The following is a 24,061-nucleotide window of genomic DNA, read 5'->3' as shown; positions in this document are numbered from 1 at the left end:
TGCTTGGGACGGGCGACTGCTGCCCCCAGGAAACTCGTCATGCACCGTCCTCTCGTCATCCTCAGCCACGTCACCCACGCCGCCGTTACCGAAGGTTTTCTGCCCGCCGCCCGCAAGCGCGGACTGTCAGTGGTGCTGATCAGCGACCATGCCCAGGAGCATCGGCGCCTGCTCGCCACGTCCGACTTTCCCGCGCAGGACTTACTGATCCTCGAGTGCGACGTGTTCAATCCCCTTGCGGTGATTGAACTGATCAACGCTCATGGCCTGCGCCCTGCAGCAGTGTTTTCCAACAGCGATCACCTGCAAACCGCCACTGCGTTAGTGGCGAAAACCTTCAACGTGCCCGGCAAGGACTGGCTGATGTGTCACTGGGCAAAAAACAAGGCGGTCATGCGTGAACGCATGCAGGATCTGGGCTTGCCCGGCCCCTGGTTTCATGTGCTGACCGCTGGCAGCGCGGTGCCCGACGATGCAGTATTTCCGCTAGTGGTGAAACCCACCCAAGGCGTGGACAGCCTTGATGTGCGCTTGTGCCACAACGCCGACGAGCTGAGCGATTACTGCGCCCGGTTCTGGCAGCAACAACCCGGTCGTGCGTTGTTGCTGGAGGCCTACATGGAAGGCCCACTGTTTACCCTCGAGACTCTCGGCGACGGTCAGCGGTTGCAAGCCATCGGCGGCTTTGATGTCAGCCTGTCGCCACCCCCGCACTTCGTCGAACTCGCTGCGCGCTGGAACGGCTCATTGAGCGTTAACCATCGGGCGGGAGCGCTGGCTCAGGTCGCTGCTTTTGGCATCAACTTCGGCGTGTGCCACAGCGAATTCATCCTCACTGCCGAAGGACCGGTGCTGGTGGAAATCAACTACCGCAGTATCGGCGATGGCCGCGAGTTCCTTCTCGACCGCCTGCTGCCCCAAGGCTGGTTCGACCGCATCCTCGGCGTGCACCTTGGCGAACCACTGGTAGATGCCCAGCCCGGCCTGGCGCAAGCGCTGGTGCATTATCTGGTCGCCGACACACCTGGCCGCTTGCAGCAGGCTTCCAGCAGTTTTCGTTACGAGCAGGACAATCACTGGAGCGACTACCGTGCGCTGCGCGAGATTGGCGACGACATTCACGTGAGTCACTCGAATAAGGATTATCTGGGCGTACTGCGCCTGATCGCCCCGGATACTGCCAGTCTGGACGCACGTTTCGCCGCCACATTGGCCGATCTGCGCTGGGTGATGGCATGAGCGTTGTGGCGCAGGATGCTGATCACGCAGCCATCAGCCAACGCATTATCGATTGCTGCCTGCGCGAAGATATTCGCGGGCTGCTCAGCCAAGGCATCGTCCAGCACCTGCCCACCGAACTGCACGAACACTGGACCGCAACCGTCAGTCCTTACTGGCTGCGCATCGCCCACCTGGACGCCGATGAACTCTGGCTGCCGGTTCACCCAGGCGGCCCGTTGCAGACCTGGAGCACGTCCAGCCATGCCTGGCTCTGCCAGCAAGACGGGCACGTCCGCATCGAGCACGGTTACGCACGCTGGCTCGAACAGTTGAGCAACGGCCTGGACGACGCCAGCCTTGAGCTGTTTGCCGCGTACCGCAAAGAAGCCGACTGCGCCGTGCACCATCGCGCGCTGTGTCATGCAGCCTATCAAGAACACGCGACCGAACTGAGCGACATCCTCGACAAGCCCGCCTGGGACCAACGCCTGATCGGTATCGACCGACTCGCCAGCTACCTGGACCATCCGTATTACCCTACCGCCCGCGCCAAAAGTGGCTTCGACAGCACAGCCCTCAAACGCTACGCCCCGGAGTTCGCCCCGCGCTTCAAACTCAATTGGCTGGCGCTGCCAAATGCGGCCCTGACGTTGAGCAGTTCGCCGCCCAAACATTGGCCGAGCTTTGTCGAGTTGGGTCTGAAACAGAGCCTCGAAACCAGCCATACCCTGCTACCGGTGCATCCGCTGACGTGGCTAGAGCTGGAAAAATACGGGTTACCCGAAGGCACGATCAAGGCACCGCACAGCGCTATGGTCGTTGAGCCGACCCTGTCGGTGCGTACCGTGATGTGCGTCGAGCGACCGCACTGGCACATCAAACTACCGTTGCTGGTGACCACCCTGGGCGCCCGCAACCTGCGCCTGATCAAACCCAGCACGCTGTATGACGGCCATTGGTTTCAGACCACGCTGCAAGCACTGGCTAAACGCGATCCTCAGCTGGGCATGCGCTATCTGCACGTTGATGAGGAACATGGCGGGCATGCCGATGAAAGCCGCCACCTGGCCTATATTGCGCGTCACTACCCCGGCGAACTGGGCGTCGCCACACTGGTGCCGGTCGCCGGCCTCGCCAGCCCGTTGCCCGATGGTCGACTGTTCGTCGAGCAACTGGTCGAGCGCTTCTACCAGGGCTCACTGCAACGCTGGCTCGAAGATTATCTGGACCTGCTGCTGCACGTGCACCTGCGCTTGTGGCTGGGTTATGGCATCGCGCTGGAAGCCAATCAGCAGAACGCCGTGCTGATCTTCGAGGCTGATCGCCCACTGCGTTTGCTGATGAAAGACAACGACGCCGCACGCCTCTGGCCCGAGCGCTTCGCCGCAGCCTGCCCCGACCTTGCGCAGCGTCCTGCAGACTTGCGTGACGAGCGCATCCGCGTCAACGATGCCCAGCCACTGGCCGAGATGTTCTGCACCATCACCTTGCAACTGAACATCGTCGCGGTGCTGGAAGCGATCATTGCCGCCGACCTGGCACCCCGCGGGCCACTCTACGCCACCTTGCGCCAGCGCCTGATCGATTGCATCGGGCAACTAAAGGGCGAAGGCCTGGACTGCACTGAAGCCAAGCGCGTTTTGCTGGACAGCCCGAAACTACCGGTGAAATACCTGCTCAGTGCCGGCAGCTTGTTCAGCAAAGCATACTCAGGCGCCCAGGACATCAACAAGTTCTATGGCTACAGCGCGGCAAACTTCCTGCGGGAGGCGCACCCGTGCAACGCAGACTGATCGCCAGTGTATTGCTTGGCCACTATCTATCGGCCTTCACCGCCCTCGGCATTCCGTTGTACCTGCCACGCATCCTCGCCGACCTGGCGCCGGATGCGCCGGGCTGGAGCATCGGTGTGTTGTTTGTCCTGCCGACCCTGTGTACCGCTCTGACGGCGCCACTCTGGGGTCGCTGGGCGGATAGACGGGGCTGTCGCCTGTCCTTGCTGCGTGCCCATGCCGGACTGTTTGCGGGCTTTCTCCTGGCCGGGTTCAGTACCAACCTGCCGATGTTCGTGCTGGCCTTGATCATTCAAGGCACCTTTGGCGGGGCGATGGCCGCATCCAATGCCTACCTGGCGACCCAGTTCAAGGACGGCGACCTGTCTCGGGCCCTGAACTGGACTCAATACTCGGCACGCCTGGCCATGATCAGCGGCCCCATTCTGCTCGGTCTTATGACGGCGCAAGGGTTGGGACTGGAGCTGTATCGCTACCTGGCCTGGTTACCGTTACTGGCGTTCGTGATGATCCTGCCGTTGCCCGCCGATACACCCCATCATCAGGCGAATGCGACCACAGCCGCCGGCCCACTTAGCCAACTGCCGACGGACATGCCACGTCTGCTGCTGGTGCAATTCCTGTTCAGCTTCGCCATGGTCGTCACCTTCCCTTATTTCGTCCCTTACGGCGAAGCACTGGGCATTGGCAACGACGCGCTGATCGGCCTCCTCTACAGCCTGCCGCATCTGGTTTACCTCATCGCCCTGCCTTGGGTCCAACGGCATGCCAGCAACTTGCTGCTGCCCGGCCTCGGGCTGCTGGCCGTGAGCAATGCCCTGCAGTTCTGGAGCAGCCAGGCCGAGCCTTTATTTGCCCTGCGCCTGCTCAGCGGTGCAGGAATGTTGCTGGGCTTTGTCGGCTTGCATCGCTGCCTGAGCCAACGCAGCCGCCAAGGCAGTGCCGGGCGCATGTTTGGCTGGTTCGATGCCAGCGGTAAATGGGCCGGCACAGCTGCCGGTGTGACCGCCGGGCTGGTCAGTCAGACCTGCGGCATCACCTCACCTTTTCTCGTTGCCTGTCTGGCCGCCGTTGCTGCGATGGCCTTGGCACGCCCCCTACTCATGACCTCGCGGGAGATACCAGCATGACCCTTGCTCTGACCACCGCTTCCCTGCATGAACGCGCTCTCGATGGTGAAGCCCAACGGCACGCCATTGAATGCCTGCTCAATTGTTATCTGCGTGAATACGCCCTGCCACGCGACGAGGCGAGCCTGGACTATCGTGCTCAGGATCTGCCCATGAGCCTGCGTCAACTCAATGGCCAGTGCATCAGCATCCGGCTGCCCAGCGGGCGACTGGTGGTGCGAGTCGACCGCGCGAGTGTGCTCGGTCGTTGCCGCTTTGTCAGCGCCCCCTATTTCAAGGGCAATGGGCACAGCTGGCACCCGTTGAACGCGACCGAACTGGCGCGTCTGCTGTGCGTGCCGCTGAGCCAGCCGGACCGTGTGGGCGAGATGTTGCAGCAGGTCGATAACAGCCTGCAGATCACCCGGACCTTTCTCCGGCATACCCGCGCCGATCGCGATCAACCGACTGACAGCCTGCTGGCTTCAGAACAGCATCAGATTTGGGGGCACGCCCTGCATCCAACTCCCAAGAGCCGCGAAGGCATCTCGCAAAATGCCCTGTTGGCCTGCTCGCCGGAAGTCGGCGCGTGCTTCGAGCTGCACTGGTTTCGTGTTGATCCGGCGTTGATCCAGCATCAAGGTGACGATCCCCGAGAGACCCTGTATCAGCTGTGTGGTCGAAACGATCTGTACCCTTGCCACCCGTGGGAAGTCGAGCGGATTCTGGCCGACCCGCTGGTCCGTCGCGCACAACAGCGTGGCCTGCTGGAGTACCTCGGCCCTCAAGGCCTGGCGCTGTACCCGACCTCGTCGGTACGCACCCTCTATCACCCCGAGCTTGCCTATTTCCTGAAATTTTCGATGCATGTGCGGCTGACCAATTGCGTGCGCAAGAACGCCTGGTACGAACTGGACAGCGCGGTCGCCCTGACCCGCTTGCTCGCACCGGTGATGGCCGAGCTGGCCCACGCACTTCCGGATTTTCTGCTGATGCCGGAACCGGCCGCCAGCACCCTGGACCTGAGCAGTCTTGGCACCCAGGAGCAGGCCCGCGAAGTCACCGAATGCTTCGGCATCCTCTACCGCCAGAACCTGGATGAGGCCACCCGCGAGCGCTACCAACCGCAAGTGGCCATGGCGCTATTCACCTGGGATCTGCAAGGTCGTAGCGTTTGTCAAAGCCTGGTGCAGCAATGTGCCGAGCGTCTTCGTATCGACGTGGCCGAGGCGACCCTGCGCTGGCTCGACGGCTATGCCCGTCAACTGCTCGGCGGGGTAATGCATTGCCTGTTCCGTCAGGGCGTGGTGCTGGAGCCACACTTGCAGAACACCCTGCTGGGTTTCGACGCCGACGGCTTGCCTTGTCGGGTCTGGATTCGCGACCTGGAGGGCACCAAGCTGGTGGCCAGCCATTGGGCACCGGAACGACTCAGCGAACTCAACGAGCGCACCCGCGCCTCGCTGTACTACAACGAGGATAAGGCCTGGCAGCGCGTCGCCTACTGCGCGCTGGTGAACAACCTGGGCGAAGCGATCTTCCATTTGGCCAACGCCGATTCAGGGCTGGAAAACCAACTGTGGATGCATATCGGCACGCTGTTGCAGGCACAACGAGCGGTGCTGGATGACCCCGTGCAGCTGCGCGAGTTATGTGCAGGGGCACCGCTGCCCAGCAAGGAAAACTTCATGACCCGGCTGATGATGCGTGCCGACCGCGAAGCAGGCTACACCGCCCTCCCCAGCCCGCTGTTCACTGCTCGCGCGAGGGCCCGTTCATGAGTTTGCCGACACGCGTCACCCAGGCCATCGGCCAATTGCGCGAGCAACAGCAAACACCGCTCTGTGCTTACGTCTATGATCTGGTCGCGCTGGAGCAGCACGTTCGGAACATGCGTGAAACGCTGCCCGCCAACTGCGAGCTGTTCTATGCCGCCAAGGCCAACCCGGAAGCACCGATCCTGCGAACCCTGGCGCCGCTGGTAGACGGCTTCGAGGCCGCGTCCGGTGGTGAGTTGCGCTGGCTGTATGAGCAATGCCCAGGGCATTTGCTGATTTTCGGCGGCCCCGGCAAACTCGACAGTGAGCTGGAAATCGCCATGGACTACCGGATTTCGGCCTTTCACGTCGAGAGCCTGACAGAGTTACGCAGCCTGGCGCGCATCGCTGCCAGACGGCGCCAACGGACGCCGGTCCTGCTGCGCCTGAACCTGAAACTGGCTGAAGCACCCGATAGCCGTCTGGTGATGGGCGGTAAACCGACCCCCTTCGGCCTGGACGAAGACGCATTGGACGAAGCGCTGAAGCTGTTGCGTGATGAGCCCTGGCTGGAACTGCAGGGCCTGCATTTTCATGTGCTGTCTCATCAGCTTGATGTGGGCGCTCACCTGAGACTGATCCGCAGCTACTGTCGCACCTTCAGCCAGCTCTGCGCCGAACACGGTCTGCAGCTGCCCCTGCTCAACGTCGGAGGCGGCATGGGCATTAATTACCAGGACCCGCAGAACTCGTTCGACTGGACGACATTCTGCCAAGGGCTCAAGGCATTGATCGCGGAAGAAGGCATGGGCGATACGCGCATTCGCTTCGAGATCGGCCGTTTTATCAGCGCGGCCTGCGGCTACTACGTGATGCAAGTCCTGGACATCAAACGCAGCCATGGTCAGTACTTCGCCATTGGCCGGGGTGGCACCCACCACTTCCGGACACCGGCGGCCCAGGGGCATGACCATCCTTTTGTCGTGATACGGGGCCAGCAACCCGCGCAGTTGCAGAATCAGCAGGTTACCCTGGTCGGCCAGCTGTGTACGCCAAAAGATGTGCTGGCAAGCCAGCAAACAGTCACCGCCCTCGCGATTGATGACCTGCTGGTGTTCACCCTGGCAGGCGCCTATGCCTGGAACATTTCGCACCGGGACTTTCTGATGCATGAACCACCGCAGATGCTGTTTCTAACGACATAAAAAACTGACGACATAAACAGGGCAACCTGACCACACAGCCATGCCACCCCTGCGCATCACGTAGTGGCTGGCACGGGCTCATTCACGACGCGGTTGGCGGCCAGCTCGTCCGGCACTTTGACGAAAATGCTGTACTTCGCGCCTTCCATAGCTTCAAAGGCGATCAACTTGTCGACCAACGCGATGCTGATTACCTTGCCAGCATTGAGCAGGAGCATGCCATTGTCGGCATTGAGGTTGCGTGCAAGCACCATCCCCCTCAACAGTTCACGGGTGCCAACCACCTTGACCGTTGGATCGTTCAGAGTGACATCGCTCAGGTAGGCGGCACAGACCTGAACGAAGTCTTCCACCAGCGCTGGGTCATACAGACGGCCGGCGTACTTACGGATAAACACCAGGGCTTCATCACTGTTCATTTGCCGTTCGAGGATCAACCCGCGCTGCAACTCGATAAAGTCCACGGCCAGCTTCAGCAAGCGCGAACCAAACGGGATAGCCTCGCCTTTGAGGTGGTCGGGGAATCCCGTGCCATCCCAACGCTCTTGGTGGTGAAGAATCAACTGGGCCGCGTCCTGCATCGGCTCCAACGTCATCAACAGCGACTCGCTCTGTTTCGGATAACAGCGATAACGCTCACGATCCGTATGGTGCAACAGGTCGGCAGGCGCGCTCATCATGCTGTCGCTCCAGCTCAACTTGCCGATGTTGTAGAGCGCTGCCGCCATGGCCAGATCGCGGCTACTCGCCTCGTCCATGGGGTGGGATTTGCAGTAGGTGCGAATCAAATCGATGATTTGCCGGTTGGTCTGCTTGCTTTTAGGCAACCGTTGATTGACCAGCAGGGAGAACACCTCGGTACTGGTCGCGTAACTGTGCTTCAACTCGTCATAGGCCAGGTCGAGCATGTCCGCCGTCTGTTGCAGCTCGGACATGCGTGCGACAACCCGCTTTTCCAAGGTGGCATTAAGCGCCTGCAACGCCTCGTTCTGCTCATGGGCCAGACGCTCCAGGCGTTGCCGCTCGCGCTCGGAATGCTGATGTTCCAAGGCCTGCCGCAAGGTCAGCTGCAACTCCTCGTCGTTCCAGGGTTTGCTGATGTAGCGATGAATCTTTCCTTCATTGATCGCTTTGACGATGGTGTCCAGGTCGGCATATCCCGTCAACAGGATCCGTGTGGTACCTGGATAGCGCTGGTGAATCTCCGCCAACAAGGTAGCGCCATCCATATTTGGCATGCGGGCATCGGTCATCACCAGATCGATACGCTGGTGGGCCATCAACTCAAGTGCTTTTTCACCGCTTTCGGCAAAGAACAAATCATACGGCTGGCTGCGCAGCAGACGGCGCAAACTGTTAAGAATGAACTCTTCATCATCCACCACCAGCACGCAGGGTTTATAAGCCGAAACAGAAGCGGATTGCTCATCCATAGCGTTACCTGACATCACTCATTTGAGGGCATTTTCGGGTTTTTCATGATAAAAACCTCGCTCCCTCGCTTTTTTGGCTAAGGGCTGAGGCATTTTTAACAAACTGATGGCACATTAGCTACGGTTTCCCAGCGAAGTGCCTCGTCGAGGGCTATGCTCCGAAAAATGGGATCCAATGTATACGTAACCGTTGTCGCGCCTTCAGGAAGGGAAATCCGTATGCTTATTTTTCATCTGATCGCAGACCTGCCGGGTAGCGTTGAATGAGCACCCCGACCACTCACGCCAATCGCCGCGTGCTTATCATTGATGACACGCCATCGATTCATCAGGACTTTCGTAAAATTCTCTGCCCGAAGCCGGACAGCGAAGAGTCCCTTGATGCAGCGGAGGAAGAGCTCTTCGGCACAGTACAGGTCACTCGGAAAAATTTCGAGCTTGATTCCGCCTATCAGGGGCAAGAAGCCCTTGAACGGGTCAAGCAAGCACTGGCAGAAGGTCGGCCCTACGCACTGGCCTTCATCGACATGCGCATGCCACCCGGCTGGGATGGTCTGGAGACTATTGAGCACCTGTGGAAAGCCGACCCGCAATTGCAAATCGCACTGTGCACTGCCTACTCCGATTACTCGTGGGAGGCGATGACCGAGCGCCTTGCGTTCAGCGACCAACTGCTGATTCTGAAAAAGCCGTTCGACAGCCTGGAAATCCGCCAGATGGCCAGTGCGCTGACGGTCAAATGGCAAATGACACAGGATGCCGCGGCAAAAATGCGCAACCTGGAGGAAACCATCGCCGAGCGCGTTCAGGAATTGCTGAAAGTATCCCATCTGCTCCAGTACGATGTGTTGACGGAGCTGCCCAACAGTACGCTGCTGGGTGATCGGTTGACTCAAGCGATTGCCCTGTCCCGCCGCCATGATACGCAATTGGCAGTGATGTTCATCGGCCTGGATCGTTTTGAGCGGATCAATAACGCGCTGGGGCATCCCATCGGCGATGAAGTGCTTAAACTTGTCGCTCAATGCCTCGCCCACACCGTACGCGAGTCCGACTCGGTGTTTCGCTATGGCTCGGATGAATTTGTCCTGGTGCTGTCCGATGTCCATCACCCCCAACAAACCAAAAGCATTGCGGAGAAGTTGTTGGCCACCATCAAGGTTCCTCGCTATGTCGCCGGGCATGACCTGAGTGTGACCGCGAGCCTGGGCATCAGCATCTTCCCCGGTGACGGTGAAGATGCCGTCACCCTGATCAAAAAAGCCGAAACCGCCATGCGCAACATCAAGGACAGCGGTCCGGACAACTTCTGCTTTTTTTCCAACACCATGAACCAGCATGCCCGCGAGCAACACTCTATCGAGTCAGGCATTCGACTGGCGTTGGAGCGCAACGAGTTTGTCCTGCATTACCAACCAAAATTGAACCTGAAAACTGGAAAAGTAGTCGGCGCCGAGGCTCTGATCCGCTGGCTCAAACCGGGGCAAGGTTGGCTTTTCCCATCTGAGTTCATCCCGGTCGCCGAAGACAGCGGCCTGATCGTCCCGCTGAGCAAATGGGTATTGCGCGAGGCCTGCCGCCAGACCTGCGCGTGGCAAGCGGCCGGATTACCGCCGATTCGTATGTCGGTGAACATTTCTGCCACTGAGTTTCGCCAGAGGGGTTTTCTCGAGGGGATTCGAACCGTACTTGAAGAAACCGGAATGAACCCTGAGCTGCTGGAACTGGAAATCACCGAAAGCGTGCTCATGCAAAATGCCGAGTCGACGATCCAGATACTGCAAGCGATCAAGCACATGGGCATCCGCTTGGCCATCGATGACTTCGGAACTGGCTACTCCAGCTTGAGTTACCTGCGTCGTTTCCCCATCGACGTATTAAAAATCGATCAGTCGTTTGTCCGCGACCTGAGCACCGACAGCAACGACGCGGCGTTGGTCAGCGCCATTATCAGCCTGGGGAGAAGCCTCAAGCTGAACATCATTGCCGAAGGTATCGAAACCCAGGATCAGCTTGATTTCCTGAAAACCAACCACTGCGAAGAAGGCCAGGGCTATTTCTTCAGCCGAGCGGTAGAGCCACGTGCATTCGCCAAAATATTGAGTGGTGAGCAATTGGAAGCGGCACGACTGGAATAAATCGGACAGGACGAGACCGCTGGCGTATTTCAGGCCGGGACACCATTAAATTTATCGGCAGCCGGGGATCATTGATGCAGTTACATGGATGGCCCACTGCTTTCGCGTTGCTGCTTGGTCTATGCCAATTGGCAGCTGCTACACCACTGGACGAGCCGCTGAAGCCATTACCTGACGTGGTGATAAACAATTCCGTACAGGTCGAACTAGGCCGTCAGTTATTCAACGATGCACGCCTGTCAGTCAATAACAGCGTGTCCTGCGCCAGTTGTCATCACCTGGAAAAAGGTGGGGCCGACGACAAGCCTTTCTCCACTGGTTTTAACGGCGCGCTGCTAGGCATCAACACACCCACCGTGCTCAATGCGAGCCTTAACTTCAAGCAGTTCTGGAATGGTCGGGCCGACTCACTGGAGGCACAGATCGAGGAGGTGGTCCAAAGTCCTGTCGAGATGGGCAACACCTGGAAAGCCTTGATCGACACGCTCTCCAGAGACCCTGACTATCGCGCGGCCTTCACCAGGTCGTACCCGGACGGGGTCACGGCAGCCAATGCGCAGAATGCGTTAGCAAGCTATGAACGCACCCTGCTGACGCCCGACTCGCGCTTCGACCTCTACCTCAAGGGCAATACCGACATCCTGACGCTTAACGAAAAATACGGGTATCAGCGCTTCAAGCAATATGGCTGTATCGCCTGCCATCAAGGCGTCAACATCGGTGGCAACATGTACCAGAAATTCGGTGTGATGAGCGACTATTTCAAGGCGCGGGGCAACCCGGCCGAGAGCGATCTGGGACGTTATCTGGTAACCAGGGATGAGGCCGACCGTAACGTCTTCAAAGTTCCTAGCCTTCGTAACGTAGCGCTCACTGCCCCGTACTTTCATGATGGGTCGGCCAAGACGCTGGATGAGGCCGTCAGCGTGATGTTCACGTATCAACTGGGCCGCACGCCTTCGGCACAGGACAAACTTCTGATCATTGAGTTTCTCAAGACATTGACCGGTGAACTCAGAGGCAAACCCCTATGAAACTGTCTCATCGATTCAGCTCACTGCTGTTGGGCGCGATGACGCTGGCACTCGCATCTATTCTGGTGTTCCTCTATATCAGGTCCAGTGCCGATAACACCTCTAACTACATCGCGTCACGGGATCTGATTGGTCAGATCAAACAGCAGGATGCACGTTGGGAAACAGAGATCCTCAAAGCAAGAGTTTCCGTCAGCCAAAACTACGACTTGCTGGTGGAGCCGCTGACCAAAATCAACACCCTCTGGAGGCAGTTCGATACGATACAGTCCGGGCATGTGCTACATGCCGATGCCCTCTGGCAAGACAGTCGTACTGCCTATCTGGCTGCCGTCGACGAAAAAACACGGCTGGTTGAAAAATTCAAATCGCATAACGCCGTATTGCGTAACTCACTGGCCTTTCTGCCCATCGCCGAAGACGATATCCAGAAGCAGTTCGGCACGCTCAACAGAAGCGACCCAGTGCTGCAAGCCGCCTCAATGGACATCTATGACCTGCTACTTGGCAGCCTGGAGTTCTCTCAAATCACCTCTGACGACAAAGCGGCCGAGATCCAGGTCGGCCTGAACCGGTTGGGTGTGGACAAAGGTCGTTTGCCGCAACCACTCCATCTTCCGCTGGAAATCCTGCTCAAACATGTGGAGCTGATTCTGCACGAGCAACCCGTGGTCAACGATCTGCTGGAGCATATCGGCGTCGTTCCCGTGGCCGCTCGACTGGAGGACATCAATAACATTCTCAATAACAACCAGGAGCAGGCCGTCAAAATTGGTCAGCAGTACCACCTGTATCTGCTGATTTTCTCGGCATTGATGGTCTTCCTGCTGTTATATCTGGCCATCCGATTGCTGCGCAGCTTTGCCGAAATCAACAGTGTCAACAAAGCACTGCATGCCGCCAACGAAGGCCTTGAGCAACGCGTGGAAGAGCGTACCCATGAACTGAAGGACACCCAGAGCGAATTGCTCGATACCGCGCGCCTGGCCGGGATGGCGGAAATTGCGACCAATGTGCTGCACAACGTCGGCAATGTGTTGAACAGCGTGAACATCTCTGCCGATCTGCTTACTCGAAAACTGCGCTCCAGCAAGTCAATCGGCCTCGGTAAAGCAGTGCAAATGATGAATGAGCACGAGCAGGATCTGGGCGATTTCATCACCCTCGACGAGAAAGGAAAACTGTTACCGGGTTACCTGAACCAACTGGTCAAAGCGCTGGGCGCCGAGCAGGAAAGCATGACCGACGAGCTGGCGCAGCTGACCAAAAGTGTTGATCACATCAAGGATATCGTCTCTACCCAGCAGTCCTACGCTGGGGCGTCCAACCTGATTGAATCCCTGAACATCAGCGACTTGCTTGAAGATGCTCTGCGCATGAACTCCGGCGCATTGACCCGCCACCACGTCACGGTGGTCAAGGACTTCATCGATGTACCTGCAGTGATGGCCGATAAACATCGGCTGCTGCTGATTCTGATCAACCTGATCAGCAACGCGAAATACGCGATGTCCAACATGGACGACCGCGCTCGAAAAATGACCCTGGGCGTAAAATTCATCGATAATTCCATCTTGCAGATCAGTGTCAAAGACGAAGGTGAGGGCATCGCACCAGAGAACATGACGCGAATCTTTGCCCACGGCTTTACCACCCGTAAAGAGGGCCACGGCTTTGGCCTGCACAGTTGCGCGCTGGCCGCAATCGAGATGAATGGGCATTTGAGTGCCTACAGTGATGGCCCCGGTAAAGGTGCGATGTTCACCCTTGAAATGCCCCTGACAATCGCGACGGATAAGCAATGAACAGTCTATCGAACCGCCGTATTCTGCTGATTGACGACACCCCTACCATTCATGACGACTTTCGCAAAATCCTCCTGCCTCCCGTCGACGACAACTCCGACCTGTACCTGATGGAAGCGGCGCTGTTCGGGCAAACGGCCAAGATCGAGATTCCACTGTTTGAGCTCGACTCGGCCTACCAGGGCCAGGAGGGGCTGGCCAAGGTGTGCCAGTCACTCAAGGACAATCGCCCCTATGCCTTGGCGTTCGTCGACATGCGCATGGCCCAGGGCTGGGACGGCGTAGAAACCATCGAACACCTCTGGGAGCAAGACCCGCGCCTGCAGGTGGTGGTCTGCACGGCTTACGCCGATTACTCCTGGGAAGAATTACTGGAACGGCTGCATGGCTATGACCGGTTGTTGATTCTGAAAAAACCTTTCGACAACATCGAAGTCCATCAACTGGCCAACACCCTGACCGCCAAATGGGAAATGACCGAGCGCGCATCGGTGCAGATGAGCAAGCTCGAGCAATTGGTCGAGCAACGGACCCACCAGTTCAAACAGGCGAGCGAAGCCCTGCAACGTGAAATCGACGAACGCGAACAGCTGGAAAGCCAGTTGGTGCAATCCGAAAAACTCGCGTCCCTGGGGCAACTGGCCGCAGGGGTTGCTCACGAAATCAACAACCCCATCGGTTTTATCTCATCCAACCTAGGCACCCTTGAAGGTTACTTCAGCAAATTGCAGGACATGCTCGACGCCTACCAGCGCTCAGAAGAGGGCATCGCCTCGACCGAGATTCTTGAGCACTTGAAAACCATGCGCGAGCGCGTGGAACTGGACTTCCTGAGGGAAGATATCCCGCTGCTGATCAAGGAGTCCAAGGAAGGCATCAGCCGCGTCGGAAAAATCGTCAAAGACCTCAAAGACTTCTCCCGCGTCGACTCGAATCAGGAATGGCAATGGGCCAACCTGCAGCAGGGCATCGAATCGACCCTGAACATTGTCGCCAACGAACTCAAATACAAGGCCGACGTCATCAAGGAATACGCCGACCTTCCCGACATTGAATGCCTACCCTCGCAGATCAACCAGGTGATCATGAACCTGGTGGTCAACGCTGCCCAGGCCATGGGCCCTCAGCGCGGGAAAATCACCCTGCGCAGCGGGATGGAAGCAGAGCACGTCTGGCTCGAAGTAGCCGACACTGGATCCGGAATGACTCCCGACACCGTGCAGAAAATTTTCGACCCCTTCTTCACCACCAAACCCGTCGGTCAAGGGACAGGGTTGGGCCTGTCCCTCTCCTACGGCATTGTGAAAAAGCACGGTGGCGACATTACGGTCAGCAGCGAGCTTGGCGTGGGGACTACGTTTCGAGTTACGTTGCCGATCAGACAGCAACACTCGAACACCTGACACACGACTCTTGCAGGCAAGCCAGCGGGCGTTAGCGCCTAGAACCCAGGGGCAATCTGTCCTTTGTAGCGCGTCAGGATGAACTGACGAACCGCCGAAATTGCCGAGTGTTAGCAGTCCATGGGTAGCGGGCTATGGACTCGCTGACAGGCTGTTCAGTGACTGCTTTTGGCCGATTCTGTTGAAAAAGTAGATCTCCTGCCTGGCCTGCGGCAAAATAAGGTCATCGGCCAGCGGGAGGATTCGCAGCATGATGGGACAATTGTCGAGTGGACAGGAGCGGCTGTTTTACTCGTTCAACATTGAAGATCACATCCCATCAAATCACCTCCTGCGCAATATTGATCGATGCCTCGATCTGAGCGATCTACGCCACTACCTCGCCGACTTTTACAGCCCGATAGGGCGTCCCTCGATTGATCCTGAACTGATGATTCGCCTGCTGATCGTGGGCTACTGCTACGGTATTCGCTCCGAGCGCAGGTTGTGCGAAGAGGCTCATTTGAACCTGGCATATCGCTGGTTTTGCCGCTTGAGCCTCGAAGACGAAGTCCCAAATCACTCTACGTTTTCCAAGAATAGGCACGGTCGTTTCCGCGATAGCTCTCTGTTTCGCAGGCTGTTCAACGAGGTGCTGCGTCGCTGCATGGACGCAGGTCTGGTCAAGGGTGAAGGCTTTGCCGTGGACGCCAGCGTCATCAAGGCGGATGCCAGTCGGCAGCGCGGCGTACCAGGCGATGAAGAGGTCAACTGGAGTGACCCGTTGCTCAGCACTCGTGCCGTACGTGAGTACCTTGAAGCGCTTGATGCAGAGGCCCTTGCAGAAACACTGCCCAAGCGCCTATCGCTGACCGATCCACTATCTCGTTGGACAGCCGCTCCAGGAGGCCCGGCGTTCTTCGCGTACTCGACGAACTACCTGATAGATGTCGAGCATGGTGTGATCATGGATGTGGAGCCAACACCGGCTCATCGAACAGCTGAGGTTGAAAGCACCAAGATCATGATTGAGCGGGTCGAGGAACAGTTCGATATCAAGCCGGATCGCCTCATCGGCGATACCGCTTATGGAATCGCACCGATGTTGGCCTGGATGGTGGACGAAAAAGATATCGAGCCACATGTGCCGGTTTGGGATAAAACCGAGCGCAAGAACGGCAGCCTCTCAAGTAGCGATTTTCAATGGAATGAAGAAACGCAGGAGTATCGCTGCCCCACCGGACACGCCCTGCGCAGCGAGTGGCGAGCCTTCAAGAACCAGCGCTCACATGTCACGAAAGCCGACACCATCATCTTTCGATCACGACAAACCGACTGCGCGAAATGCTCGATGAAAGAGCGCTGCTGCCCGAACACTCCGGTTCGGAAAATTGCCCGTAGCATCCATGAAGCCGCGCGTGATGTTGCTCGGCGGATCGCCGCGACGCCTCAATACGTTTGTTCTCGCCATGAGCGCAAGAAAGTCGAAATGTTGTTCGCTCACCTCAAGCGAATCCTGAGACTGGATCGATTGCGGCTACGCGGCATGAGCGGTGCGAACGATGAATTTACATTGGCAGCAGCGGTACAGAATCTGCGGAGACTGGCCAAACTGACCTCTCAAGGGCCGCCAACCACGGGATAGGTGCGCCCGGAGTAAGTAAAAAACCTCAAATTAACCCACTAACGAAGCTGCAACGATCAACGCAGAACCGAAAAGCCACTCAACGTGGTGAATAGGTTCTGAAGTGACGGCCAACCTCGACTTCTTCCAGCCTGAAATTCCGACTTTTTCAACAGAATCGGCCGAATACAGCCAGTCGCGGTGAATAAAGTCCAAGCAAGCGCTTGAACTTTTTTTTCGATAAATTCTGAGGCGTTATAACCTTTTTGTCAGTTACCTGCCGCGTGAACTGGATTAATCATTAGCGATTAACCTCTTGGCAGCGTCTCTTCCAGGAGTGAAGGACAAATACAAATTCAATAAGAATCGAGAGGCATTAGGCATTGGACACAAGCCGTTATGGTTGGCGGCTGACCAATGAACCTAAAGCGTTTGCAATGGCACAGATGAGGGGCTAGTCTGATAACTGACAACCTGGAGGTAAGAAATGAAAGAGCTAAACATGATGTGCGTGGGAGATACAATCTCATTCAATAACTTCTTGTCTATTTTTTCCGCAGCTGGTACCAATACAAATATATCCTTGACTATGCCCCAGGCGCTCCCTCAGCTTGAGCTCCAGAACTTGTTGATGTCAGCCGGTTCCAAAAAGCTTTCCCTTCAAATTTCTGGTCTAAGCGCGAACACGGCTCAGCTAATCGCATTGCTAAGTGCTGCGGTTGCAGCCCTGCCACCAAGGCTGACATTAGTTCCATTAACAGCCTGCCTATTTCTACGCTTCCACAAGTTGCCGCCTTGTTGGCGGGCAAGGAAAGGTCTATTTCAATAGACTGCGCTACAGCCAGCTCCGCTAGTGCGGTTGCTATAATTAATATGTTTACGGATCCTAGCACGTCACGCACAGTTGTTGGACTTAATGCATTGACGGCCGGAGGAGTGAACGACGTAATAGCGGCTATCGGCAGTAAACCATATACCATTACTCTTGACGGAAAATTATCTACCCCAGCAGCGATTATCGATTGCGTGACTAAACTCACGGCTAGCAATTTCGAATTATCGATTACTAACGGGGGTTCTTTGTCAGTTTCAGCCCTTTCTCAAGTTTTGAGCACAGTAGGTAGCAGGAAAGCATCACTGGCACTTGACGCACTAGATCTTAACCCCACTGGCATCCTTGCAGCGCTTGGCGTCGCTGGGGTAAACACTGACGTCTCGATAGCTTCGGCCCATACGTTCACTACCGCCGAACTTACACAGGTTAGACAACTTACAACCGGAAAAAGGCTATCGCTAGAGTTTAATGGCCGACAACTGGGAGTCGATCCTGTCAACGGAGACAAGCTTCAGCAGGCAGTAGCAGCATCCGATATGCAAACCACAATCACTGTCAATACAGCCCAGTACCCTCCGCTCAGTTACTTGCTACCTATAATTCAGAACTCAAGCAATACTAATCTGGTTGTCTCATATAATGGCGGCCAGCTCTCTGATACAGAAGCGAATGGTAACGTTGTGGTGCGTGGAATTGAGGTCGCCGCTGCGACCACCACAATCACCGTTACATCTGTCGGGGATGGTAGCTACTCTATTGATAATTATCTCAAGATTCTAAGTGCGGCGGGATGATGCTCGCAGCTTTTCAAGAAGGTCTGTATGTTAGTCAAGCCATTAGCAGCAATTTTTCTGATATGTTCTATCTTAAATGAAGCGAGTGCGACTACTCGCTGCGGAACGAGGCTGGTTAATCCTGGTGACACGCTTGAAAATGTTCTACAGACGTGTGGCCAGCCTGTCGCACAGGATAGTGATGGGCCTGTTATGCGAAATAATGGAGTGCCACGAAAAGGGGCGCAGAAAACAGATGTTTTAGTTTACGGTCCGAACGGTGGGGCCTATCAGTATATGCTTTTTATCAACGACAAGTTGATACGAGTAGATACTCGACGCAACGAGCCCTCCGGCAATCTATTGAAATGGGATTAGACTGCTAGCTGTTAGGAGCCTATCACTCTAGTTTTTATTAGATGGTAGGCCTTATCATTTTACACTGCACTTTTCCTCTCAAGTATTCTTTCCCATCAAACAGCCATGGACATATCTTCTTAAGTTTCGGATCTGAGCGTGAAGGTGTCCCGAGACACAGGTATTAGTTTTTGCGGTTTCTTAAGCATTAGCGCCTCAGCCTGCCCTGGCCCATCTAGGAATATGTCATATGGAGTAAAGTGGCAGTCTGCTCTCCCACCTCCTTTTCCCTCCCAATGCGGGGAACATGCCGATTGCTTCCATGGATATTCCTAGGGAAGGTCTGAAGTAAGGCCTTCTTTTTACAGAAAATCGGGCGTCAGACGCTCAAAAAGAGAATACCTCGCTGAAATTTCTGAAATATCGACTTTTTTCGATGAATAAGCCGGTTTTAGGCGCTTATTAACCCTTAATTTCCATACTGCGGACGCACCTGTCCTACAGGCTCCAGCAAATGTCGGCGCGCCATCCACAGGTTCGACAACGCAAACAGTGTTACCAACTGCGCGGTGTTTTTTACCAGTCCGCGAAACCGCACTTTGGTGTAACCAAATTGGCGTTTGATGACCCGAAACGGGTGCTCAACCTTGGCGCGAGTTTGCGATTTAGCATATTCGATCTTGCGCAACGCACGGCCAATGACGCTTTTTTCACCATGTTTGCGACGGCTGCTGGGCCTGGCGGAGATCGACCAGATCATCTCGCGCCCCTCATGTTCCGGCCGCTTTTCCACCCCGGTGTAGCCCGCGTCGCCGCAGACATGGCTCTCTTCGCCGTGCAACAACTGATCGACTTGGGTAACGTCCGCGACGTTGGCTGCCGTGCCCACCACGCTATGGGTCAGGCCCGTATCAGCGTCCACCCCGATATGCGCTTTCATCCCGAAATAATATTGATTTCCTTTCTTGGTCTGATGCATCTCGGGATCGCGTTTACCCTCTTTATTCTTGGTCGAGGTCGGCGCATGAATGATCGTGGCGTCAACGATAGTGCCTTGACGAAGCATCAAGCCTCGGTCGCCCAGATAGCCATTAACGACCTCCATGATGCCCCTGGCAAGATGGTTTTTCTCCAGCAGGCGACGGAAGTTGAGGATCGTGGTTTCGTCGGGAATGCGCTCCAGATTCAAACCCGCAAACTGGCGCAGAATCGTTGTCTCATACAGCGATTCTTCCATGGCCGGATCGCTGTAGCCGAACCAGTTCTGCATCAGGTGCACACGCAACATCGCCATCAACGGATACGCCGGACGTCCCCCAACACCCTTTGGATAATGCGGTTCGATCAACGCAATAAACCCCTTCCAGGGCACGACCTTGTCCATCTCGCTCAGGAAAATCTCACGGCGGGTCCGCTTACGTTTACCTGCGTACTCAGCATCAGCGAAAGAAATCTGCTTCATGGGGCTCAACCGTTCAGCTCATGTGATGGAGGGTATTTCACCAGATTTGGAAACCTTTTTCAGAGTTTCCCTAGAGTGGTGGCTGCTTCGGGTCCAGGCTGTGTGAAAACGCCAGTGATTGTCTAACCTTTTGATCGTCGAGATCTGATCGGGGTCGATCATGAAGCGATTCATTGAGGGCGAGACTCGGACGCAGGTGACGCTGCTGCCGGAGTGTCTCGACGATTACGTCACCGAGACCAATCCGGTGCGCGTAGTCGACGTTTTTGTCAACGAACTCGACCTGGGCAGGTTTGGATTTAAAGGCGACATACCGGCAGACACTGGCCGACCTGCTTATCATCCTGCAATTCTGCTGAAGATCTACATCTACGGTTATCTCAACCGCATTCAGTCGAGCCAGCGGCTGGAACGAGAAGCCCAACGGCAGTCAGCAATCGCTGACCGCAATTTCACCAGCGCCAAATTGAAGCGAGAATGGAAGAAGTTGAATCGAGCATCAACCGTTACCTGACGACACTCGATGCTGCCGACCGGCAAGACCCGACACCCTCTGAGTCCAAGGCTGTACAGCTTTTACAGTCCGCCGGACGTCACCCGTTGCGCCAAGCTAGTGCGGTTGATTGCAAGTTCGTCGCTTACATCAGGGCCGCGATAGACCATGGAAGTTTCATGGTGCACATAGTCGCCATAGCGCTGCGCACTCAGCCAATTGAACGAGCCGATACACAGCAATTCCTCATCGGCCATAACGATCTTGCTGTGCACCTTGTTGACCACGCACACCTGAACATCCCGCGTTTTCAGCGCGGCAATCGCGTCTTTGAATTCCGCAATTCTCTCGGGATCGCCCTCAGGCTTGGCGCGTTTGATACCCGTGTTGAATCGCAGGTCGGTATACACCACCACTTGGACGCCGCGCTGCACCGTATTGCCCATGATGTCCATCGCGCCGCTTTCCTGCATCCATCGCAATTTCACCCAGGGCGTTACGATCTGAACCTGCTGGCGAGCCGTTTCCAGCGTGTGCATCAGAAACCGATCATGCTCTTCAACTTCATGCAGGTGGCTCAATCCGGTATGCGCCGTTTGTAAATCATCCCGGGGTTGATAATCGAAAATCAGCTCGTTCGCCGAATCCGCCAACAGAAACTGGGTCAAACGCCCACGCGGCTTGCTTTTCGGCACTTGGCTGAACAGGTCCATGTCGCCAAACACCAGAAAACTGTCCTTGGCCCGAGAAACGGCAACGTTCAGCATGCTGTCCTTGCGGTCGATAAATTCGCCATCGGCATGTTTGGAATAGACCGCCGAGAAGATCACCACCGGCCGCTCGGCGCCTTGGAATGAGTGAACCGTGCCGACAGTCATCTCGCCATCGCCTTTACCGGTCTTGATGCCCCGTGCTGTGCAGGCCTGAACGATCGCCTGCGTCTGTGCGCCGAACGGCGTGATCACACCGAGGATTTCCCACAGATCCTTCTTGTAGCGCTTTGTCAGCTCGGCTCCATTTGCTTGAATCCACGCAGCGATCGTCTGCGCTTCCAAGAGGTTATGACGGCTACCGCCATTGCTCTGCTGGCACATTCCATCAATATGCAGGTAGCCCAGCCCCGGCAAGCCACCTTCCGGTTTTCGCCCTCGTCGCGGTTGCAGCTTGCCCCTGTAGCAAAGGGCATTGCAGTAATCGATTATCGAGTCGTAGCAGCGACGGTGCTCATACAGATACATGCCTCGGGCGAGGTCATGATCGTAGTGATACCGACTGGTCGCCTGGGCGATGGCCATGACGCTGCCATTGGCCGCGCTACGGCCGCTATCGCAGAAGGCGGCATAGTCGTCATCGACCTTGTCGCGCGATAGCAGACCGGCGCTTATCAGGTTGCCGATATCGACCGCAGCCGGAATCGACCAGATGGGTTCGATCTGCTGAGTGTCGCCTATCACCAACGCGTGCTTGGCGAGCGCGAACGACGGCGCGGCGACTTCAGGAAGAACTTGGCCGGCTTCGTCGACGATCAGAAGATCAATGAAGTTCAACGCATAGTCATCGACGAAGCCGTTACCGTCGTGCCGCCTGCAGCGCAGTTCCTTGGGCAGCCTGAAGAAGGTGGCCACCACACAGGGCGTGAGCTTCATCCACCGCCGCCAGTTTTTCTCAAGGGTCTTGCGACCATTTTTGCCGCGGCTCATGAGAATTTCTGGCAGGCTTTCGGCGACTTCCATCAGCCAACGGCCTTCCCAATAATGGGTAGTCAGCAGGAAGATTTCGAAACGCAGGGAAGTGTCCGCCCAGCTGTCGCAGTCGTTGAGAGTCACCTGGGCAGCAGGCCTGTCGGTAGGAATCGGCAGAACGGCAATCACTGCTTGCCAATTCAATACCTGACGTTGCTCGGCTTGCAGCAATTGTCGGGCCTGCTGCAGTTGGGCTTCGAGTACTTCCTGGGCCTTGCTGGCTTGAGCCACGGCGGCCGTCAACCGGGTTTCGATTTCGCAAACACTGGCGGCGTTTTGCAGTTCGGTGTTGGCCTCATCGAGGTGTAATTTCGCCAAGCGCAGACGTTTGCCAGCGACCGGGCCAAACCAGCCGAACAGCGTGTAGATCAGCGGCTCGTGTGCCAGATAGTGTTTGAAATCCTTCAGACGTGCTTTCGCGTTCGCAAGCTGTTCGGCCTGATTGAGGTGCTGCGCGTCAATACGCGCGATGCCTGCCTGTGGATCATCGCTCAGCAGTGCCTGGATGGCTTCGCGGGCGCCGACCAGTTTGGCCCAGGCCTGCTCAATATCAGTGAGTTGCTGCTGTCGCGAGCGGATCGCGGCCTGGAGCTGCTTGACCGCACCTTGGACGCTCGGGCTCAGATCATCGGGGAAGGCGATGACGGCTCGGGCCAGGTAGGCCTGTTGCGCCTTGTCCAGATAGGCCTGCGACTCAAGCTCGGTGAAAAAGCTTTTGGTCTGGTAGGTGCGGGCCATTTCTGCTTCGGCCGAAGACTTGGGAAAGTAAGCGCCGAAGCTTTTGATATCGGGCAGCCAGCGCCCCGCAAAGGGGCCGCTCCCTTCTGAGAAGTCCTTGCCGAACGCTTTGATGATGTTGGTCACGGCTTGGTTGTTGGTGGAACTGGCCACGATCACTGGCGGCTCGCCACCGGCCACTGCGGCCTTGGCCCAGAGCGAGGCGACGACCGAAAGCAGCAAGGTGGTTTTACCAGTACCCGGCGGCCCGTTGACGGCCAGCACATCCCCCGCATCAGCGACGAGGAGATGAGCCAAGCCATCACGTTGGGCGGGCGCCAAGGCATATTCGTTCCCGGCATGGCCAAGTCGCGCGGCAAACTGGCTATTGGCGGGCAAGCAAACTTCGTCAGGGCTAGAATCGCGCTGAGCGAAGCGGTCGAACAGGGGTGCGTCGGGCTTGCTGTCGCGCAAGTGGTCGTAGAGGCAGACGATATTGCGGCTGAAGCCGTCAGCTTTGTCTTCCTTGAACAAATAGCAGAAGTTGACCAGGTCGAAGCCATCCTCTGCCCCCTCCCAGCCGCTGGTGACCTTGCGGAACATTTTCATGCAGAACTGCAGATAGGCATTCCACTTGTCGCGGTGCTGGTCTGCGGTCAGTTCTTCACCCTCGGCGGATGAATCGAACTGCGGCACGTCTTCGGCGGACAAAAACGCGTCCAAATCGACTTGGGCACCGATGGCGAAATTGTCGCGGTCCAGCGGTTCGAGAATGTCGCGGGGCATCAGGGTTTGCGATGTCGGATAAAGACGACCATCGTGGGCGACTAACACTCGACATATAACCGGGGTGATGAACGCTGGCAGACCGTTGCGGGCTTTGCGGTGTTCCAGGCGTGACTTGTAAACCAAGGGCCGCAGGGTGATTTCTACGCAGGGTAATTCGGCGGGTTCGTTGGCGAATAACAGGCTCACCTGCTCTGCCGGCACACACCCTGCGAATAAGGCCTCAATGGGTAAAGCGGTGAGTTTTTCGGCTTGGCTGGAGGACAAGGCGCCGTTGCCATTTTCGGCATCGGCCAAGGAATTGCGCCAGTAGTTCGCGAGTTTGAAGGAATAGTCGTTCATCGTCCTGATTCAATGCGGACCGTGACTCACTGTGACGGTCGATGGATGGTGAT

Annotated in this window: 15 protein-coding genes and 1 pseudogene; 13 read left to right on the top strand and 3 right to left on the bottom strand. The window is 56.7% G+C overall.

The features are described 5' to 3' along the window. Positions 1-39 precede the first annotated feature (39 nt). The 5 genes from ACVBEG_RS08935 to ACVBEG_RS08915 are packed head-to-tail and all read left to right on the top strand — an operon-like array spanning position 40 to position 7,085. Positions 40-1,239, top strand: coding sequence for an ATP-grasp domain-containing protein (locus ACVBEG_RS08935; RefSeq protein ID WP_447107596.1), 1,200 nt, complete (start codon positions 40-42; stop codon positions 1,237-1,239). Then, complete coding sequence (locus ACVBEG_RS08930; protein WP_447107595.1) at positions 1,236-3,014, top strand: IucA/IucC family protein; 1,779 nt, start codon at positions 1,236-1,238, stop codon at positions 3,012-3,014. Before ACVBEG_RS08935 ends, ACVBEG_RS08930 begins: the two co-directional genes overlap by 4 nt. After that, entirely contained in the window at positions 2,999-4,144 is a 1,146-nt protein-coding gene (locus ACVBEG_RS08925) for an MFS transporter (protein ID WP_447107594.1), read from the top strand. Before ACVBEG_RS08930 ends, ACVBEG_RS08925 begins: the two co-directional genes overlap by 16 nt. Further along, positions 4,141-5,904, top strand: coding sequence for an IucA/IucC family protein (locus ACVBEG_RS08920; RefSeq protein WP_322179603.1), 1,764 nt, complete (start codon positions 4,141-4,143; stop codon positions 5,902-5,904). Before ACVBEG_RS08925 ends, ACVBEG_RS08920 begins: the two co-directional genes overlap by 4 nt. After that, complete coding sequence (locus ACVBEG_RS08915) at positions 5,901-7,085, top strand: type III PLP-dependent enzyme (protein ID WP_322215812.1); 1,185 nt, start codon at positions 5,901-5,903, stop codon at positions 7,083-7,085. Before ACVBEG_RS08920 ends, ACVBEG_RS08915 begins: the two co-directional genes overlap by 4 nt. 56 nt (positions 7,086-7,141) lie before the next feature. On the opposite strand, the gene ACVBEG_RS08910 is transcribed toward ACVBEG_RS08915, so the two are convergent. After that, positions 7,142-8,518 (bottom strand): HD domain-containing phosphohydrolase, encoded by a 1,377-nt coding sequence (locus ACVBEG_RS08910; RefSeq protein ID WP_447107593.1) that lies wholly within the window; start codon positions 8,516-8,518, stop codon positions 7,142-7,144. A 263-nt stretch (positions 8,519-8,781) separates the two neighbouring features. Here ACVBEG_RS08910 and ACVBEG_RS08905 point away from each other — a divergent pair, with 263 nt between their 5' ends. The 7 genes from ACVBEG_RS08905 to ACVBEG_RS08875 all read left to right on the top strand — a co-directional run bounded on the left by ACVBEG_RS08905 (position 8,782) and on the right by ACVBEG_RS08875 (position 18,487). Next, on the top strand, positions 8,782-10,656 hold the full coding sequence (locus ACVBEG_RS08905; protein ID WP_447107592.1) for a putative bifunctional diguanylate cyclase/phosphodiesterase: 1,875 nt from the start codon (positions 8,782-8,784) through the stop codon (positions 10,654-10,656). A gap of 74 nt (positions 10,657-10,730) precedes the next feature. Beyond that, positions 10,731-11,690 (top strand): cytochrome-c peroxidase, encoded by a 960-nt coding sequence (locus ACVBEG_RS08900; RefSeq protein WP_322179607.1) that lies wholly within the window; start codon positions 10,731-10,733, stop codon positions 11,688-11,690. Next, positions 11,687-13,495, top strand: coding sequence for a DAHL domain-containing protein (locus ACVBEG_RS08895; RefSeq protein WP_447107591.1), 1,809 nt, complete (start codon positions 11,687-11,689; stop codon positions 13,493-13,495). Before ACVBEG_RS08900 ends, ACVBEG_RS08895 begins: the two co-directional genes overlap by 4 nt. Continuing rightward, positions 13,492-14,898, top strand: a complete 1,407-nt coding sequence (locus ACVBEG_RS08890) for an ATP-binding protein (protein ID WP_447107590.1) — start codon at positions 13,492-13,494, stop codon at positions 14,896-14,898. The genes ACVBEG_RS08895 and ACVBEG_RS08890 overlap by 4 nt, the downstream gene beginning before the upstream one ends. A 250-nt stretch (positions 14,899-15,148) precedes the next feature. Beyond that, on the top strand, positions 15,149-16,522 hold the full coding sequence (locus tag ACVBEG_RS08885) for a transposase (RefSeq protein ID WP_447107589.1): 1,374 nt from the start codon (positions 15,149-15,151) through the stop codon (positions 16,520-16,522). Between the two features lie 915 nt (positions 16,523-17,437). Then, the gene (locus ACVBEG_RS08880; protein WP_447107588.1) at positions 17,438-18,130 is read left to right on the top strand and encodes a hypothetical protein; all 693 of its coding nucleotides are present in this window, start codon (positions 17,438-17,440) and stop codon (positions 18,128-18,130) included. A gap of 27 nt (positions 18,131-18,157) precedes the next feature. Beyond that, positions 18,158-18,487 (top strand): DUF2845 domain-containing protein, encoded by a 330-nt coding sequence (locus ACVBEG_RS08875; protein WP_369124884.1) that lies wholly within the window; start codon positions 18,158-18,160, stop codon positions 18,485-18,487. A 448-nt stretch (positions 18,488-18,935) separates the two neighbouring features. Here the strand turns inward: ACVBEG_RS08875 and ACVBEG_RS08870 are convergent, their stop codons facing one another. Next, positions 18,936-19,928 (bottom strand): IS5 family transposase, encoded by a 993-nt coding sequence (locus ACVBEG_RS08870; RefSeq protein WP_447107587.1) that lies wholly within the window; start codon positions 19,926-19,928, stop codon positions 18,936-18,938. A 160-nt stretch (positions 19,929-20,088) separates the two neighbouring features. Between ACVBEG_RS08870 and ACVBEG_RS08865 the strand changes: the two are divergent. Beyond that, a pseudogene (locus tag ACVBEG_RS08865) lies at positions 20,089-20,504 on the top strand (transposase); the annotation flags it as partial. On the opposite strand, the gene ACVBEG_RS08860 reads toward ACVBEG_RS08865, so the two are convergent. Further along, on the bottom strand, positions 20,505-24,008 hold the full coding sequence (locus ACVBEG_RS08860) for an AAA domain-containing protein (RefSeq protein WP_447107586.1): 3,504 nt from the start codon (positions 24,006-24,008) through the stop codon (positions 20,505-20,507). Positions 24,009-24,061 lie beyond the last annotated feature (53 nt).

The sequence above is a fragment of the Pseudomonas sp. GG8 genome (genome assembly GCF_052976945.1).
Note: the sequence above shows the minus strand (reverse complement) of the source record. Positions and strands in the feature narration are given on the sequence as shown.

Bases quoted from the DNA above. Each gene is read 5' to 3' on its own strand.
- ACVBEG_RS08875 (WP_369124884.1), top strand. From the start codon at position 18,158: ATGTTAGTCAAGCCATTAGCAGCAATTTTTCTGATATGTTCTATCTTA.
- ACVBEG_RS08905 (WP_447107592.1), top strand. From the start codon at position 8,782: ATGAGCACCCCGACCACTCACGCCAATCGCCGCGTGCTTATCATTGAT.
- ACVBEG_RS08895 (WP_447107591.1), top strand. From the start codon at position 11,687: ATGAAACTGTCTCATCGATTCAGCTCACTGCTGTTGGGCGCGATGACG.
- ACVBEG_RS08935 (WP_447107596.1), top strand. From the start codon at position 40: ATGCACCGTCCTCTCGTCATCCTCAGCCACGTCACCCACGCCGCCGTT.
- ACVBEG_RS08915 (WP_322215812.1), top strand. From the start codon at position 5,901: ATGAGTTTGCCGACACGCGTCACCCAGGCCATCGGCCAATTGCGCGAG.
- ACVBEG_RS08890 (WP_447107590.1), top strand. From the start codon at position 13,492: ATGAACAGTCTATCGAACCGCCGTATTCTGCTGATTGACGACACCCCT.
- ACVBEG_RS08885 (WP_447107589.1), top strand. From the start codon at position 15,149: ATGATGGGACAATTGTCGAGTGGACAGGAGCGGCTGTTTTACTCGTTC.
- ACVBEG_RS08930 (WP_447107595.1), top strand. From the start codon at position 1,236: ATGAGCGTTGTGGCGCAGGATGCTGATCACGCAGCCATCAGCCAACGC.
- ACVBEG_RS08920 (WP_322179603.1), top strand. From the start codon at position 4,141: ATGACCCTTGCTCTGACCACCGCTTCCCTGCATGAACGCGCTCTCGAT.
- ACVBEG_RS08870 (WP_447107587.1), bottom strand. From the start codon at position 19,928: ATGAAGCAGATTTCTTTCGCTGATGCTGAGTACGCAGGTAAACGTAAG.
- ACVBEG_RS08910 (WP_447107593.1), bottom strand. From the start codon at position 8,518: ATGGATGAGCAATCCGCTTCTGTTTCGGCTTATAAACCCTGCGTGCTG.
- ACVBEG_RS08860 (WP_447107586.1), bottom strand. From the start codon at position 24,008: ATGAACGACTATTCCTTCAAACTCGCGAACTACTGGCGCAATTCCTTG.
- ACVBEG_RS08900 (WP_322179607.1), top strand. From the start codon at position 10,731: ATGCAGTTACATGGATGGCCCACTGCTTTCGCGTTGCTGCTTGGTCTA.